18 protein-coding genes and 1 riboswitch are annotated in these 15802 nt (G+C 66.6%); of the genes, 7 read left to right on the top strand and 11 right to left on the bottom strand.

What is annotated here, in order from left to right:
• Positions 1-5: 5 nt before the first annotated feature.
• Positions 6-149 (bottom strand): GPGG-motif small membrane protein, encoded by a 144-nt coding sequence (locus H7290_RS12980; RefSeq protein ID WP_290514434.1) that lies wholly within the window; start codon positions 147-149, stop codon positions 6-8.
• A gap of 197 nt (positions 150-346) precedes the next feature.
• Between H7290_RS12980 and H7290_RS12975 the strand changes: the two genes are divergently transcribed.
• From H7290_RS12975 to cobA, 4 genes are read left to right on the top strand one after another with little or no spacing between them, the layout of a single operon-like run.
• A complete protein-coding gene (locus H7290_RS12975; protein ID WP_290514433.1) occupies positions 347-1144 on the top strand; it encodes a phosphoadenylyl-sulfate reductase in 798 nt (265 codons plus the stop codon).
• 48 nt (positions 1145-1192) lie between these two features.
• A complete protein-coding gene (gene cysD, locus H7290_RS12970) occupies positions 1193-2104 on the top strand; it encodes a sulfate adenylyltransferase subunit CysD (RefSeq protein WP_290514432.1) in 912 nt (303 codons plus the stop codon).
• The gene (locus H7290_RS12965; RefSeq protein WP_290514431.1) at positions 2104-3414 is read left to right on the top strand and encodes a GTP-binding protein; all 1311 of its coding nucleotides are present in this window, start codon (positions 2104-2106) and stop codon (positions 3412-3414) included. Before cysD ends, H7290_RS12965 begins: the two co-directional genes overlap by 1 nt.
• Positions 3415-3427: 13 nt before the next feature.
• Positions 3428-4627, top strand: a complete 1200-nt coding sequence (gene cobA, locus H7290_RS12960) for a uroporphyrinogen-III C-methyltransferase (protein ID WP_290514430.1) — start codon at positions 3428-3430, stop codon at positions 4625-4627.
• A gap of 112 nt (positions 4628-4739) precedes the next feature.
• On the opposite strand, the gene H7290_RS12955 is transcribed toward cobA, so the two are convergent.
• The 4 genes from H7290_RS12955 to H7290_RS12940 all read right to left on the bottom strand — a co-directional run bounded on the left by H7290_RS12955 (position 4740) and on the right by H7290_RS12940 (position 7401).
• Positions 4740-5129: a hypothetical protein gene (locus H7290_RS12955; RefSeq protein WP_290514429.1), complete on the bottom strand. Its 390-nt coding sequence runs from the start codon at positions 5127-5129 to the stop codon at positions 4740-4742.
• On the bottom strand, positions 5122-5487 hold the full coding sequence (locus tag H7290_RS12950; protein WP_290514428.1) for a hypothetical protein: 366 nt from the start codon (positions 5485-5487) through the stop codon (positions 5122-5124). Before H7290_RS12950 ends, H7290_RS12955 begins: the two co-directional genes overlap by 8 nt.
• Positions 5484-6146 (bottom strand): alpha/beta fold hydrolase, encoded by a 663-nt coding sequence (locus tag H7290_RS12945; RefSeq protein ID WP_290514427.1) that lies wholly within the window; start codon positions 6144-6146, stop codon positions 5484-5486. Before H7290_RS12945 ends, H7290_RS12950 begins: the two co-directional genes overlap by 4 nt.
• A 70-nt stretch (positions 6147-6216) precedes the next feature.
• Positions 6217-7401, bottom strand: a complete 1185-nt coding sequence (locus tag H7290_RS12940; protein WP_290514426.1) for an acyl-CoA dehydrogenase family protein — start codon at positions 7399-7401, stop codon at positions 6217-6219.
• A gap of 142 nt (positions 7402-7543) precedes the next feature.
• Between H7290_RS12940 and sigK the strand changes: the two genes are divergently transcribed.
• The 3 genes from sigK (at position 7544) to H7290_RS12925 (ending at position 9686) form a co-directional block, all read left to right on the top strand.
• Positions 7544-8140, top strand: a complete 597-nt coding sequence (gene sigK / locus H7290_RS12935) for an ECF RNA polymerase sigma factor SigK (protein WP_290514425.1) — start codon at positions 7544-7546, stop codon at positions 8138-8140.
• Positions 8137-8838 carry an anti-sigma factor gene (locus H7290_RS12930; protein WP_290514424.1) on the top strand — a complete coding sequence of 234 codons (702 nt, stop codon included), beginning with the start codon at positions 8137-8139 and terminating at the stop codon, positions 8836-8838. Before sigK ends, H7290_RS12930 begins: the two co-directional genes overlap by 4 nt.
• A 71-nt stretch (positions 8839-8909) precedes the next feature.
• A complete protein-coding gene (locus tag H7290_RS12925; protein WP_290514423.1) occupies positions 8910-9686 on the top strand; it encodes an alpha/beta hydrolase in 777 nt (258 codons plus the stop codon).
• Between the two features lie 82 nt (positions 9687-9768).
• Here H7290_RS12925 and gcvP read toward each other — a convergent pair whose 3' ends face one another.
• The 6 genes from gcvP to gcvH form a co-directional block, all read right to left on the bottom strand.
• The gene (gene gcvP, locus H7290_RS12920) at positions 9769-12597 is read right to left on the bottom strand and encodes an aminomethyl-transferring glycine dehydrogenase (RefSeq protein WP_290514422.1); all 2829 of its coding nucleotides are present in this window, start codon (positions 12595-12597) and stop codon (positions 9769-9771) included.
• 86 nt (positions 12598-12683) lie between these two features.
• A riboswitch (glycine riboswitch) is annotated at positions 12684-12772 on the bottom strand.
• A gap of 106 nt (positions 12773-12878) precedes the next feature.
• The gene (locus H7290_RS12915) at positions 12879-13460 is read right to left on the bottom strand and encodes a MerR family transcriptional regulator (RefSeq protein ID WP_290514421.1); all 582 of its coding nucleotides are present in this window, start codon (positions 13458-13460) and stop codon (positions 12879-12881) included.
• 174 nt (positions 13461-13634) lie between these two features.
• Positions 13635-14099, bottom strand: a complete 465-nt coding sequence (locus H7290_RS12910) for a bifunctional nuclease family protein (RefSeq protein WP_290514420.1) — start codon at positions 14097-14099, stop codon at positions 13635-13637.
• Between the two features lie 3 nt (positions 14100-14102).
• Complete coding sequence (locus H7290_RS12905) at positions 14103-14822, bottom strand: MerR family transcriptional regulator (RefSeq protein ID WP_290514419.1); 720 nt, start codon at positions 14820-14822, stop codon at positions 14103-14105.
• Positions 14819-15295, bottom strand: coding sequence for an FHA domain-containing protein (locus H7290_RS12900; RefSeq protein WP_290514418.1), 477 nt, complete (start codon positions 15293-15295; stop codon positions 14819-14821). Before H7290_RS12900 ends, H7290_RS12905 begins: the two co-directional genes overlap by 4 nt.
• Positions 15296-15398: 103 nt before the next feature.
• Complete coding sequence (gene gcvH, locus H7290_RS12895; protein WP_290514417.1) at positions 15399-15776, bottom strand: glycine cleavage system protein GcvH; 378 nt, start codon at positions 15774-15776, stop codon at positions 15399-15401.
• Positions 15777-15802: the final 26 nt, after the last annotated feature.

Raw genomic sequence — 15802 nt, 5'->3', positions numbered from 1 at the left:
ACAGGTTACTGGAAGATGCTGTATCCACCGGGTCCAACGACTGCCGCGACAACCAACAGAACAATGCCAATCAGGATGTCGCCGCGCACGATGCGCAGGATTCCGTAGATCGCAATGGCGGCCGCGATGATGAACAGGATGAAAGCCATGATTGTCCCTCTCTCTTGTCGGTGACTCTGGCCACCGACTAGCCATTACCCCCCTCCGACGACTTCACACACTTCGACGTTTCGCACGCTCAGCGCCGTGTACCACCATGTGGACGGCGCGGCCACATGCTGAAACCGCCTCGTATCGTTGTCGAACAGACGATGTGTCAGAACGTGTGTGGAGGAGGTGGGGGCTCATGAATGCAGAAGCGTTGACGCTGGCTGAGCGCCGCGAGAAACAGCTCGACCATGACCGGGGTCGTACGGCGCACCTCGCTGAGCGCGAGTCGCTGCTGGCCCCCCGCCGCAGCAATGACGAGCTGCGCTCGATCGCAGACGCCGCACAACACCGATTCGCCGAGGCGGACACCACCGAGGTTCTGGACTGGGTCGCCAAGGAGTTCGGCTACCGCACCGCCGTCGCCTGCTCGATGGCCGACGCGGTACTCCCCCACGTCGTCGCAGCACATCTGCCCTGGGTCGACACGCTCTTCCTCGAGACCGGCTACCACTTTGCCGAGACAATCGGCACGCGTGATGCCGTCGAGTCATCGATGCAGCTCAACATCGTCGACGTGAAGCCGCGTCGCAGCGTCGCCGAGCAGGACGCAGAGTTCGGCGAAAAGCTCTACGAGCGCGACCCAGCCCAGTGCTGCGAGATGCGCAAGGTGGAGCCCCTGCACGCAACGCTTCAGGGCTACGAGGCGTGGATCACCGGGGTCCGCCGCGACGAGGCACCCACGCGTGCCAACACGCCGTTCGTCACGTGGGACGACAAGAACGGGCTCGTCAAGATCAACCCGATGGCTGCATGGACGTTCGAGGGACTGCTCGACTACGCCACCGACAACGACGTCATCGTCAATCCCTTGGTCAACGACGGCTACCCCTCGATCGGCTGCGCAACCTGCACGCGGCGCGTCGCCCCGGGCGAGGACCCGCGCGCCGGACGATGGGCCGGTCTCGACAAGACCGAGTGCGGCCTGCACTCCTGAACCCCCTGACCTGACCACACGCAAACCCCCGCACCTGACAAGGCAGCAATGACCCTGACCGAAGAACGACGACCGACCCAGCTCCAGTGGCTGGAGTCCGAAGCGATTCACATCATCCGCGAGGTCGTGGCCGAGTTCGAGAAGCCTGTCCTGCTGTTCTCCGGCGGCAAGGACTCCGTCGTCATGCTGCACCTCGCGGTCAAGGCGTTCTGGCCCTCCCCCGTGCCGTTTCCGGTGCTGCACGTCGACACGGGCCACAACTTCCCGGAGGTGCTGGCCTACCGCGATGCCACCGTCGACAAGCTGGGCCTCCGGCTCGAGGTCGCCAGCGTGCAGGACTACATCGACGACGGGCGGCTGCGCGAACGCAGCGACGGGACGCGCAACCCGCTGCAGACCCAGCCACTTCTCGATGCCATCAGCGATCACACGTTCGACGCCGTCTTCGGCGGCGGACGGCGCGACGAGGAGAAGGCTCGGGCCAAGGAGCGGGTCTTCTCGCTGCGCGACGAGTTCGGTCAGTGGGACCCGCGCAACCAGCGTCCCGAGCTGTGGAACCTCTACAACGGACGACACCGTCCCGGCGAGCACGTGCGCATCATCCCCCTGAGTAACTGGACCGAGCTCGACGTGTGGCAGTACATCGGTCACGAAGACATCGTGCTGCCGGGGCTCTACTACGCCCATCAACGCGAGGTGTTCGAGCGTGATGGCATGCTCCTCTCGGTCGGTGAGTTCGCGCAGCCCCGCGGCGACGAGACCGTCCAGGAGCGGCAGGTGCGCTACCGCACCGTCGGCGACATGTCGTGCACCGGCGCGGTGCTGAGCGACGCAATCACGGTCGACGAGGTCATTGCCGAGGTGGCCGCCACACGGGTCACCGAGCGTGGCGCCACGCGCGCCGACGACCGAATGTCTGAGGCCGCCATGGAGGATCGCAAGAAGGAAGGCTACTTCTGATGACTACTCTGCTCAGGCTTGCCACCGCCGGCTCCGTCGACGACGGCAAGTCGACGCTTGTCGGGCGGCTCCTCTACGACTCCAAGTCGGTGCTCGCCGACCAGTTCGACGCCGTCGAGCGCGTGTCGCTCGACCGTGGTCTCGAGTCGGCCGACCTCGCGCTGCTCACCGACGGGCTCCGTTCCGAGCGCGAGCAGGGCATCACGATCGACGTCGCCTACCGCTACTTCGCGACGGCCAGACGATCGTTCATCCTCGCCGACTGTCCCGGGCACGTGCAGTACACCCGCAACACCGTCACCGGTGCCAGCACCGCCGACGTCGTCGTGCTTCTGGTGGACGTGCGGCACGGCGTGCAGGAGCAGACCCGGCGTCACCTCGCGGTGGCGTCGCTCCTTCGAGTCCCGCACGTCATTGTTGTCGTCAACAAGATCGATCTTGTCGACTTCGACGAGGCCACCTACGTCCAGGTGTCCGGATCGGTGCTCGAGGCGGCCCGCGCGCTGGGTCTGCATGACGTGGCCACCATCCCCGTGTCGGCGCTGGACGGCGACAACGTCGTCGACCCGTCGACGCGCACGCCCTGGTACGACGGCCCGACCCTGCTCGACCATCTCGAACAGCTCTCGCCCGTCGGCGACCCGATCAACGAACCCCTGCGCTTCCCAGTGCAGCTCGTCATCCGTCCGCAGAGCGCCGCGGGACCAGAGTTCCGCGACTACCGCGGCTACGCCGGTCAGATCGCGTCCGGAGTCGTCACCGTCGGTGACCACGTCACGGTGCAGCCGGCCGGCCGGACCACCACCGTCGTTGGCATCGACTTCGCCGGCGAAAAGCTCACCGAAGCCTTCGCCCCTTTGTCGGTCACTCTGCGACTGGCCGACGACCTCGACATCGCTCGCGGAGACCTGATCGTGGCGGCATCGCACGCCCCGAACCTGACCCAGGACATCGACGGCACCGTTGCCTGGCTGGCAGATGCTCCCCTCGTCCCAGGGATCAGGGTGCTGGTGAAGCACGGCACTCGCACCGTGCGGGCGATGGTGCGTTCCATCGGTGGCAAGCTCGACCTTGAGTCCGCAGAGCTCCAGCCAGCCGAGCGGCTCGAGCTGAACGACATCGGTCACGTGACTCTCAGGCTCGCGGCCCCCATACCGGCGGAGCAGTACCTCAGCTCACGCAGCACCGGGGCGTTCCTGGTGGTCGATGCCCAGGATGGCGGCACCCTCGCTGCCGGCATGGTCGGCGATGCCCTGCTCGACACGCGACCGGTCCTCAGCAACTCGACTGCGGCTACAGTTCCCGCATGATTTCGATGGCCCGATGAGCGACTCGGGCAGCTTCCCCCTCACCTTGCGCATGAACGGCCGCAAGGTGGTCGTGATCGGCGGAGGTCTGGTGGCCACCCGCCGCAGCCTGTCGTTGCTCGACTCCGGGGCACGGGTGACGGTCGTCTCACCAACCGTCTCGGAGTCGCTCGGATCGTCGATCGGGCGCGGTGACGTCGACTGGGTGCCTCGCCGCTACCAAGCGGGCGATCTGGACGGTGCCTGGCTCGTGCAGCCCGCCACTGACGACCCCGAGGTCGACGGACAGGTCTGCGACGACGCCACGGCCTCGCAGATCTGGTGCCTCAAGGGCGGCGACCCCGACCACGCCTCCGCCTGGACCCCGGCAGTAGCCCGCGTCGACGACGTCACGATCGCCGTGAGTGGCGGCGGCGACGCACGACGCGCCTCCACCCTGCGCGACGGGGTGGCCGCCGCGTTGCAGGCGGGTGACCTGCCGCTGCGCCACCGCACACATCACCCCGACGGGCTCGTCGCTCTGGTGGGCGGCGGCCCGGGCGACCCGGGGCTCCTCACGACCCGCGGGCGACGCCTGCTCGCCGAGGCAGACGTCGTCGTCATCGACCGGCTCGCTCCACACGGGGTGCTCGCCGAGCTGGCAGGCGACGTCGAGGTCATCGATGTCGGCAAGATGCCTGACCACCACCCGATCCCGCAGGACGAGATCAACGCGATCCTCATCGACCGGGCCAAGCAGGGCAAGATCGTGGTCCGGCTCAAGGGCGGCGACCCCTACGTGTTCGGGCGCGGCGGCGAAGAGCTCATCGCGTGCGAAGGGGCGGGCATCCCCGTCGAGGTGGTGCCCGGGGTGACCAGCGCCATTGCCGTCGCGTCGTCTGCCGGGATACCCGTCACCCACCGCGGCGTCGCCCGGGGTTTCAGCGTGCTCACGGGCCATGCCTCGCTTGCCGAGATGCCCCGCGACCGCGGACACACACTCGTCCTGCTCATGGGTGCCGGCCGGTTGCGCACCCTCACCACGGATCTTGTCGCGGCAGGCCACGACCCCCAGACACCTGTCGCCGTGGTCGAGAACGGCTGCAGCGACGATCAGCGCGTCACGGTCGGCACTCTCGCCACGATCGCCAGCCGGGCCGAGGCCGTCGGAGCGAAGCCACCAGCGGTGACCATCATCGGCGACGTGGTGACGCTCTCCTCCCACTGGCGGAATTGAACCACCGGTCGTCAGCAGGACCTGTTCCGACATTCTCCGTGTCGCTACCCGGGTCGGGTGCCGTACCGCGATTCAATGGTGACGGCCCTACGCGGTATGAGTGCGTAGGGCCTCAGCTTTGCCCCGACGCGGAGGTCCGGCGAAGCCACCACAGCCCCACGAGCGGCAGGACGAGCGGGATGAATCCGTAGCCCTCGCCGAACCCCGACCACACCGTCTGGTCACGAAACAGGCTGTGGTCGATCTGCGAGAGCACACCGGTGGTCACCACGCCGATCAGCTCGATGCTGATCGTGACGAGTGCGAGACGCCGACGACTCTGTGCAAGAGCGACGGTCGCCACGACGTAGACCACCCCCGCCACGGCGGAGAGCGTGTAGGCGAACGGGGCGTCCCCCGCCTTCGTGGCGAGCTGAAAGATCGATCGGGCCGCTGCGGCGAAGGCGAACACGGCATACACGGCGACAAGGACGCGCCCGAAGCCTCGTGAGGTGTCAGACATACGTGCCCTTCCAGATGCCGAGGAGTCGGACACACAGTACGGCCACCGTGATCATGGCGATCACCACCACGCCTGTGCCCCACCGCGACTTCTCGGCGATGCCCCACAGCACGGCGGCCGGCGGGATGACCACGACCGTGACCAGGTAGGACACGAACAACACGCTGTCGACGTCACGCGACGTCGAGCCGAGGGCCACCGATCCACCGATCAGAAGCGCGATCAGCAGGATCTCAAGGATCCCGACCGCGTAGAAGAGCGGGTTCCCGAACGGGAGGCGGCGCACCGTGTGCCAGGCGGCGAAGATCCCGATCGCCATCGCGACGAGAGCGATGCCATAGGCCACGGGGTCAGTCACGCACTGCCTTTGTTCGGGGCCTCCTCGTGCGAGGTGGCAAGGTCGAGGATGTCCTCGAGCGAGTCTTCCACGAAGCGCCGCCACGTCGACACGCGGCGGAGCATGAAGTGTCCGGCGCCCGGCAGCGAGGTCCACGACGCGCTGGCAGCGATGGGCACGCTCCGCTCGACGTACTCCTTGCTGGCTGACGGGGATGTCCACTTGTCGGCGGAGCCGTGAATCACGTGAAGATGCCGGTTGCGAATGGCAAGGTTGGGCTCCCCGGAGGGCAGCCACGGTGCCAGTCCGACAACACCCACCACGGCAGGGTGATCGGCCGCGTGGCACGCTGTCCGGCCCCCCATCGAGTGACCGACCAGGACGACCGGGACGTCAGGATGCTCCGCGGTGATCTGATCGAGCGCCCAACGAGCGTCTCGCACAGGAGCCGGGTCGGTCGGGGAGTTCCAGCCGCGCTGGCGGTACTGCAAGAGCGTCAGGGCAAAGTCGTTGCTCTCGGCAAACGGACGGAGCGAGCGAGACATCGCCGCCATCCGCCACCAGCTGGCGTTCTTGTCCTGCACAGGCTCGGTGCTCTGCTGCTGGCCACCATGCAGCATCAGCACGAGCGCACGGGGCATGGCGGGCGTCGTGTAGCTGTCGAGGCGAGGTCCTGGCACGACATCGATGCTGACACGAGGCCGAGGCGCCCGCACGCCGAAGTCATGCGTCACTCGTCACGCCGCGGGCTCAGCGACCGCCGAACGCGTTCTGTCCGGTGAGCGCTTGGCCGAGCACGAGCGTGTGCATCTCGACAGTGCCCTCGTAGGTCAGCACGGACTCGAGGTTGTTCATGTGCCGGATCACCGGGTACTCCAACGAGATACCGTTCGCACCGAGGATCGTGCGAGCGTTGCGGCAGATGTCGAGCGCCTCCCGGACGTTGTTGAGCTTGCCGAAGCTGACCTGTTCGGCCGACAGCCCGACGGAGTCCTTGCGACGTCCGAGGTGCAGCGCGAGCAGGAGCCCCTTGTGCAGCTCGAGGCACATGTCGGCCAGCTTGGCCTGGGTCAGCTGGAAGCCACCGATCGGACGACCGAACTGCTCACGGGTCATCGAGTACTCGAGCGCCGACTCGAACGAGGATCGCGCGGCTCCCATGCATCCCCAGATGATGCCGTAGCGAGCTTCATTGAGGCACGAGAGCGGGCCACGGAGCCCGCGTACGTCGGGGAACACCGCATCGGCCGGCAGCCGCACGCCCTCGAGGATCAGCTCGGCCGTCGCCGATGCCCGCAACGACATCTTGTGCTCGATGAGCCGTGCCGTGAAACCCGGGGTGTCGGTGGGCACGGCGAACCCGCGGATGCCATCGTCTGTCTGTGCCCAGATCACGGCGACGTCGGCGAAGGTGCCGTTGCTGATCCACATCTTCGTGCCGTCGATGATCCAGTCGTCGCCGTCCCTGCGGGCCCGCGTACGCATGCTTGCTGGGTCAGATCCGTGGTCGGCCTCGGTCAAGCCGAAACAGCCGACAGCCTCACCAGTGCCCATCGCCGGGAGCCAGCGCTGCTTGTGCTCCTCGGAGCCCCACTTCCAGATCGCGTACATCGCGAGTGAGCCCTGCACCGAGACCATCGACCGGATACCGGAGTCGCACGCCTCGAGCTCGACGCACGCCAGCCCGTAGTCGACCGATGACATGCCGGGAAGGCCGTAGCCATCGAGATGCATGCCCAACAGGCCCAGGGCACCGAACTCACGGAAGAGCGCGCGGGGCTCGTGGACCTTGCCGGCCTCGAACCATTCTGCGATGTGTGGCTGAATCTGCTTCGCGAGCATCGTACGGACGCTCTCGCGCACGGCGATCTCGTCGGACGACAGCAGATCGTCGAGGGAGAGTGGATCTGCGGGGTCGAAAATGTGCTTCGGCATGCCCTCACGCTATCTCCCCCGCCGACTGGCCGCCGCTCTAGGATGGAAGCGGGACACACCGCACATTCCTGCCCATGTGACCCATCCCCGACAGAGGTGGCGCCGAATGAATCGTAGGAAGCTTCTAGGAAAGGAGAGCGACGTGGCGCAGTCATCTGCACGTCTCAGGCTCGCGGGCGCACCAGCGCCCGACGCGCCGCCGGAGCTCAGCGACTTGTTGATTCGCGTCGCTCGCGGCGACGAGGCCGCTTTCGGAGCCATTTACGACGCTCTCGGCTCCTCGGTCTATGGTCTGGCCCGACGCGTGATCCGCGACCCGTCCCGTGCCGAGGAGGTCTCCCAGGAGGTCTTCATGCAGGTGTGGCAGTCAGCCTCCCGCTTCGACCCCAACCGGGGCAGCGCCAAGAGCTGGGTGCTCACTCTCGCCCACCGCCGCGCTGTCGACGCCGTTCGTCACGATCAGGCCGCGACCAACCGCGAGAACAAGTACGACTGGTCGAACGGGCCCGACTTCGACGAGGTCGAGGAAACCGTCACGATCAGCCTCGAGCACGAGCAGGTCCGTCGCTGCATGGAAGGGCTTACCGAGCTCCAGCGCGAAGCCGTCAACCTAGCCTTCTTCAAGGGCTACACCTACGCCGAGGTAGCCGAGTCCCTCGGCGCCAACCCGGCCACCGTCAAGACCCGAATGCGAGACGGAATCGTTCGTCTCCGCGATTGCATGGGAGTACAAGCATGAGCATCGACCTTCACTCCCTCATGGCGCCGTACGCGCTCCACGCACTCGAATCGCATGAGCGCGCACGCTTTGAGACCCACCTCGACCAATGTGTCGACTGTCAGGACGAGCTGTCCGGCTTCGTGGCCACCGCTGCGCGGCTCGGGGAGTCCGAGGCGCACATGCCTCCGGCCGCACTGCGCGATCGTCTGATGTCCGCCGTGGCGACCACTCCGCAGGAACGCCCAGTCGTCGTCTCCATCGCTGAGCACGGCATGATCCGTCGCACGCTGCCCCGTCTCGCCATGGCTGCCGCGTTCCTCGTGGGCACCGTCGGCATCGGAGGCTTTGTCACCGAGCACAACCAGGCCACGGAGGCCCGGGCCGCGAACGAGTCGATCACCTCGGTGCTGGCTGCGGCCGACGCCGACACGACCTCGAAGAACTTCAACGGCGGCGGCAACATCCGACTCATCTCGTCCTCGTCCAAGGACGCTGCGGTCATCGTCGCCAACAACTTGCCGGCGCTCAATCACGACAAGGTCTACCAGGTCTGGATGATCACCGGCAGCTCACCGAAGTCGCAGGGTGTCTTCACGGTTGCCGGCTCGATGGTCATGAAGGGTGTCACCAACGCCGATCGGGTGGCGATCACGGTCGAGCCCAAGGGCGGCTCCACCCGGCCGACATCTCCCCCGATCGCGACGCTCGCGGTCTGATCCGACCACTGGAATGACCCCACGCCCATTCCTGGGCGCGGGGTCATTCGTCGTGATGCCATCATGTCGCCATGCGTGCGCCCCTTGTTCTCGTCTCCGCGGCCATGGCGGTGCCGTCCGCCTTCTACCGGCCTCTCGTCTCGGCGTTCGAGGCGAGGGGCTGGGAGGCGAGGGCATTGCCGACACGCGGCTTCGAGCGTGACCGACCGGCCGCATCACGGGAGCACGACTGGAGCTACCGCGACGAGATCATGGCGATCGCCGATGCCGTGGCCGAGGCCCGTCAGGACGATCCGACACGGCCCGTGATCCTGCTCGGACACAGCCTCGGTTCTCAGCTCGGCGCCGGCCACGAGCTGCACCACCCTCCGAGCGACGGTTTTGTGACCGTCGGAGCCTCGGTGCCGCACTTCCGGTCGTACCCGTTCGGCGGCCTCCCCGTGCTGTTCATGGGTGTCGCCGTCCCCGTCGTGACCCGGTTGCGCGGCTTCCTGCCCAAGCCATTCTTCGGCGGGCCGGGAGCCCGCACGTTGATGCGCGAGTGGGCCCGATTCGTCCGCACCGGAAGGCCGCCGTTCGCCGTGCCCGGGCTCATCGCGACACCGTCGCTCGTCGTCCAGCTACAGGGCGATGTCTATGCGGTGTCGCGCTCCAACAAGATGTTCATCGAGACGTTCCTCGATCCTGCCGTCGTGACGAGGTGGGTCTACACCAAGGACGCAGTACCCGAGGGCGGCACGACGGACCACGTCGCCTGGGCCAGGACACCCGGTCCGGTGGTCGACAAGATCATCGAGTGGTGGACCGTGCAAGATCTGACAGGCACAACCGCGGACGACGTGGCTTGACCGGCAGGCTCGTGCCTCTGGGCGACGAGTCGGCGCTGGGCAACATGGTGTGGCGGCTCGGCCAGGTTTGCTGGCGCATCGCCTATTCGGCGAAGGCCTCCACAGGAGGGCATGAGCAGGCCAGGTTGCGATCGCCGTAGGCCTGATCGATACGTCCGACCGGCGGCCAGTACTTGTCGTCGGTCGTACCGGCCGGAAATGCGCCCTCGGCGATGCTGTAGGAGTGCTTCCAGTCGACCAGCTCGCGCATGGTGTGGGGCGCGTGCACCAACGGGTTGTCACCGTCGGCGTATTCGCCCGCGACCACCGCGTCGATCTCGGAACGGATGGCAAGCATGGCGTCGCAGAACCGATCGAGCTCGGCAAGGTCTTCCGATTCCGTAGGCTCGACCATCAGCGTGCCAGCGACCGGGAAGCTCATCGTCGGAGCGTGGAAGCCGTAGTCGATCAGCCGCTTGGCGACATCATCGATGCTGAGCCCCGACGCCTTGGTGAGCGGCCGGACGTCGAGGATGCACTCGTGCGCGACAAGCCCGTCGTCACCCGTGTAGAGCACCGGGAACGCCCCTTCGAGACGCTTGGCGATGTAGTTGGCCGACAGCACCGCGACGGACGTGGCGTCGGTCAGGCCCTCCGCCCCCATCATGGCGATGTACGCGAACGGAATGGGCAGGATGCCGGCGGAACCGTACGGAGCCGCACTGATGGCGCCGATACCCACGCGCTTGCTCTCAACTGGGTGCATCGGGTGCGTCGGCAGGAACGGCACCAGGTGCTCGGCGACGCCGACGGGGCCCACACCAGGTCCGCCTCCACCGTGCGGGATGCAGAAGGTCTTGTGCAGGTTCAGGTGCGACACGTCGCCGCCGAACTTGCCGGGCTGGGCGTGGCCGAGAAGTGCGTTGAGGTTGGCACCGTCGACGTAGACCTGCCCGCCGTGGGAGTGGACGATCTCGCACAGCTCGGTGATGCCGTGCTCGTAGACCCCGTGGGTCGACGGGTAGGTCACCATGATCGCGGCAAGGTCATCGGCGTGTGCGTCGCACTGTGCTCGAAGGTCGTCGAGGTCGACCTCGCCCTGATCGGTCGACTTCACCAGCATGACCCGCATGCCAGCCATGACGGCCGAGGCCGCGTTGGTGCCGTGCGCCGAGCTGGGGATGAGGCACACGTCACGGTGCTCCTCGCCGCGGCTCTGGTGGTAGCCACGTATCGCCAGCAGCCCGGCGAACTCACCCTGCGAGCCGGCATTCGGCTGGATCGACACCGCGGCGTAACCCGTGACCTCGGCGAGCCACGACTCGAGGGTCTCGACGAGCTCGATCATGCCGGCAGCGTCCTCTGCCGGGACGAACGGATGCAGCTCGGCGAAGCCCGGCCAGCTGATCGGCTCCATCTCGGCGGCGGCGTTGAGCTTCATGGTGCACGAACCGAGCGGGATCATGCCGCGGTCGAGCGCGTAGTCGCGGTCGCTGAGCTTCTTGAGGTAGCGCAGCATCTGTGTCTCGCTGTGGTGCTCGTGGAAGACCGGGTGGGTCAGGATCTCCTCGGTGCGCAGAAGTGCATCCGGCAGCGAGCTTGTCGAAGCGAGCCGCCCAGAGTCTGAGGCGACACCGAAGGCGTTCCAGACGATGTCGAGATGGTCAGCAGTGGTGGCCTCGTTGATGCTGATGCCGACGTGGTCCTCGTCCACGATGCGCAGGTGCACTCCGCTCTCGCGGGCCTTGGCGACGATGCCGGCCGCTGCTGACGGCACCTCGGCCACGACAGTGTCGAAGAAGTGGTCGCCAGCGATCGCGATGCCCCCCGCGCGCAAGCCGGCGGCGAGCATCACCGCTTTGCGGTTGACCTCCGAGGCGATCTCACGCAGCCCGTCGGGGCCGTGGTAGACGGCATACATCGACGCCACGACGGCCAACAGCACCTGCGCGGTGCAGATGTTCGACGTCGCCTTCTCACGGCGGATGTGCTGCTCGCGGGTCTGCAAGGCGAGCCGGTACGCCGGTCTGCCGGCGGCGTCGATGGACACCCCGACCAGCCGACCGGGAAGGTGGCGCTCAAGACCCTTGCGGACCGCCATGAATGCAGCGTGCGGCCCGCCGTAGAACATCGGCACACCAAATCGCTGGGTCGAGCCGACAACGACATCGGCACCCAGCGAGCCCGGCGAGGCCAGCAGGACGAGCGCGAGCGGGTCGGCCACGACGACGGCGAGACCACCTGCGACGTGAGCGGCGTCGATGTGTGGCTGCGGGTCGACGATCTGACCGTCTGCGCGCGGGTAGGCGATGATCGTGCCGGCCGCCTCGAGGTCGGGCACGCCCGCGCTGAGGTCAACCTCAACCAGGTCGATGCCCAGTGCCTCAGCCCGCGTATGAGTGACGGCGAGGGTCTGGGGCAGCAGCCCGGAGTCGATGATGATCGGGAGCGCGTCCTTGCCCTTCGTGGCGCGCCTGATCAGCGTCATCGCTTCAGCGACGGCGGTGCCTTCGTCGAGCAACGAGGAGTTGGCCGTCGTCAGCCCCGTGAGGTCCGCGATCAAGGTCTGGAAGTTGATCAGGGCCTCCAGACGTCCCTGCGAGATCTCGGGCTGGTATGGCGTGTAGGCGGTGTACCAGGACGGGTCCTCCAGAACATTGCGCCTGATCACGGCGGGCGTGATCGTGGGGTGGTAACCCAGCCCGATCATCGCGACACCGGGGTTGTTGCGTTCCGCCAACCCCCGCAGGGTCGCCAACGCCTCGGTCTCTGACTGCGCCGGCGGGAGCCCCAAGGCTTCAGCGCTACGGATACCGGCGGGGACGGCAGCCGCCATGAGAGCGTCGAGGGAGTCGTAGCCGACCCGGCGAACCATCGCGTCCTGGTCGGACGGGCTCGGACCGATGTGGCGGCTGGCGAAGGACTGTGACACGCGGAGGCTCCCGGGGTAGAGGCGTCGTCAGATAACGCCTCCCCTTCTGTCACGTCGACCGCATGCGGCTGAAGCTCCAGAATTGCCTAGGTCGCGTGGTCCTTGGTGCCTGAGAGGTTCCGGGGAGGAATTGCCCCTTCGGCGCCGCCTGGGCGATCTCTCCCACGCGCGATGAACAGCATCATGAGTCTACCAAGGCGGTCCGACGTCGGTGAGGTGGACACGTCGCGTGGCCTCTATGAGACGCACCACAGGGGCACGACAAACCAGGTTGGTCGGGGCTACGACGTCAGTCGCGCACGGCGACGGGCCGACAGCTCGTCGTCGGTGGCGGCCACCTCGACTGCGCGTTCGCTCGGCAGCGTGTGCAGCGAGCCCTCGATCTCTTTCCAGACACCGCCGATGGCGATGCCGAACACGCCCTGGCCACCCTGCAGAAGATCGATGACCTCATTGGCCGACCGGCACTCGTAGACGCTGGCGCCGTCGCTCATGAGCGTGACGTTGGTGAGGTCGTCGGTTCCACGCTCACGAAGGTGGTCGATGGCGACGCGAATCTGTTGCAACGAGACGCCTGCGTCAAGCAACCGCTTGATGATCTTGAGGAGCAGGATGTCCTTGAACGAGTAGAGCCGTTGAGTGCCCGAGCCGGTGGCCGAACGAACCGTGGGTTCGACAAGCTTGGTGCGTGCCCAGTAATCGAGCTGGCGATACGTGATGCCTGCGGCGCTGCACGCGGTCGGACCGCGGAACCCTGCGTTCTGAGGCAGCGGAGAGAGGTCGTCGGTGAACAGCAGCCCCTGGTCGCCGGCCTTCGCAACCGCCTCAGTGGCGGACGTGGCGTCTTCGCGTGACTCGATCATCGAGATTGCCTTCCGATGCTGGTATGTGGGAAGACTACCGCCACGAAACTACATCCGTGTACATCCGGCAGCAGTCTCAAGGTAGAGGTGAGGGTTTGCCGGGTCAACGACCCAGCGTGACTCTCGGCGTGTCGCGGCAACAAAACTCTCTACCGGCCGTCGAGGGTTGAGCCGTCAGCCCTCAAAGTCCTCGGGCTGGACGTCGTCGAGGAACTCCCTGAACTTCTCGACCTCCTCGTCCTCGTCAGTCGTCGACTCGATGCCGGCCTCGTCGAGGACGTCCTCCGTGCACACGATCCTCGCGCCCGAGCGGAGGGCCAGCGCGATCGAGTCGGAGGGCCTGGCCTCGACCTCGGCCCCCGAAGCGAAGATCAGGGACGCGAAGAACACTCCGTCGCGCACGTCGATGATGCGCACCTCGGCGAGCTCGTCGCCAAGGGCCTCGATGACATGCTGCATGAGCTCGTGGGTCGGGGGACGAGTGGTCGCGGTGCCCTGCTGGGCGTAGGCGATGGCCGACGCCTCGACGGCACCGATCCAGATCGGCAGGTAGCGTCCGCCGTCGGTCTCCCGCAGGAGCACCAATGGCTGGTTGGTCGGCATCTCGACGCGGACCCCGACGACCTCGACCTCACGCACGACTCAGCCCCGCAATCGACTTCTGACCAGAACCGTGTGAAGGCGGATTGACAGAGCTGCCAGCGCCGCCACCGCCTGCTCCGCCGCGTCCTTGTCGAGCTGGCGCGCACGGGGTGACACCACCTGCTCGAACAACGAGATCTCGCGATCGGCCGCGGCCCGGAAGATGCGCAGGTGCCGAGGCTCAAGCCCAAGATCGGCGAACTCCCCCACGATCGAGGCGATCGACAGTGCCTCGCCGTCGTAGTACGTCTGCGAGGGGCGGCGCGAGATGAGACCGAACTCCTCGATCGCATCGAGCATCTCGGAACCGACACCAGCCGACTGGAGCAGCTCGTCTCGCGACAATCGCACCGTGCTCCGTGGCTCGGCGAACGTCTCACTCGTCGGCAAACCGTCGTCGGCGAGGCTCAGATGGGGCACCCGCGTGGCACCGGCCTGCTGAGTATCGGGGACCACTCCCCTGTCCATGTCGTCGAGCACTTGGCGGATGTGACCGAGGGGCCAGAACTTGTCTCGCTGCTGACGAAGGATGAACCGCAGCCGCTCGACGTCACCGAAGGAGAACTTGCGATAGCCCGACGACGTGCGCTCGGGCTCCAGCAGGCCCTCGGACTCGAGGTACCGGATCTTGGTGATGGTGAGATCGGGAAACTCCGTGCGGAGCTCGTCGAGCACCTTGCCAATGCCAAGCCGCGACAGCTCGGCGAGCGGCTCGGTCACGCGTCGCCCTTCAGCGCTCCGGCGAAGTAGATCAGTCGGTACTTGCCGATCTGCACCTCGTCGCCACCGGACAGGGTCACTTGGTTCTCGATACGGTCGCGGTTGACGTAACTACCGTTGAGGCTGCCGAGGTCGGCGATCACATAGCCGGTGACTTGACGCGCAAACGTCGCGTGACGGCGCGAGACGCTGATGTCGTCGAGGAAGATGTCGCTGTCCGGGTGACGACCGACCGTCACGAGATCGCTGTCGAGCAAAAACCTCGCTCCGGCGTCGGGCCCACGCTGCACCAGAAGCATCGCGCTGCCGGCCGGGAGGTTCTCGACGGCTGCCACGTCGCCCGACGTCATCTCCTCGGTATCAGCGTCGAGGATGGGGATGTGCGTCGTGTCGTCGGACAGGGGCATGGGAGTTGCCTGAGTCTGGCCGGGGGCTCCGGCGGGATCGTCGGGCTCGTGGTCCGGCGTCGACATCGAGATCACTCCTGTGCGAATTGGCGGGTCTTGAATGGTGCTGGAGGCTTCACTCCAAACCTAGCACCAGGCGGGACACCGCCGGGCCAGTTCGACCACCAGATCAGTCGGCGATGAGCGCCGAGTAGGCCTCCGCCTCCAAAAGCGAAGACTTCGGGTCCTCATCGCTCGGGCGCAGCTTGATCAACCAGCCCTCACCGTAGGGATCTGAATTGATGACCTCGGGGCCGCCCTCGAGCGCGTCGTTGCGCGCCACGACCTCACCGGACAGCGGCGAAAAGATGTCGCTGACCGACTTGGTTGACTCGAGCTCGCCGATGACCGCACCGGTCTCGACCTTGTCGCCAACGGCGGGCAGCTCGACATAGACGATGTCTCCGAGCTGATCCTGCGCGAAGTCGGTGATGCCGACCGTGGCGATCTCCTCGTCGAGACGCACCCATTCGTGCTCTTCGCTGTAGTACAGATCCTCAGGAATCACCGGTTCTCCTTGCAGGTCATGATGTG

Origin of the sequence: Aeromicrobium sp., assembly GCF_014378035.1 — a bacterium.
In the GTDB taxonomy this organism is placed as follows: Bacteria; Actinomycetota; Actinomycetes; order Propionibacteriales; family Nocardioidaceae; genus Aeromicrobium.
This window is presented reverse-complemented; position numbering and strand designations above follow the sequence as displayed.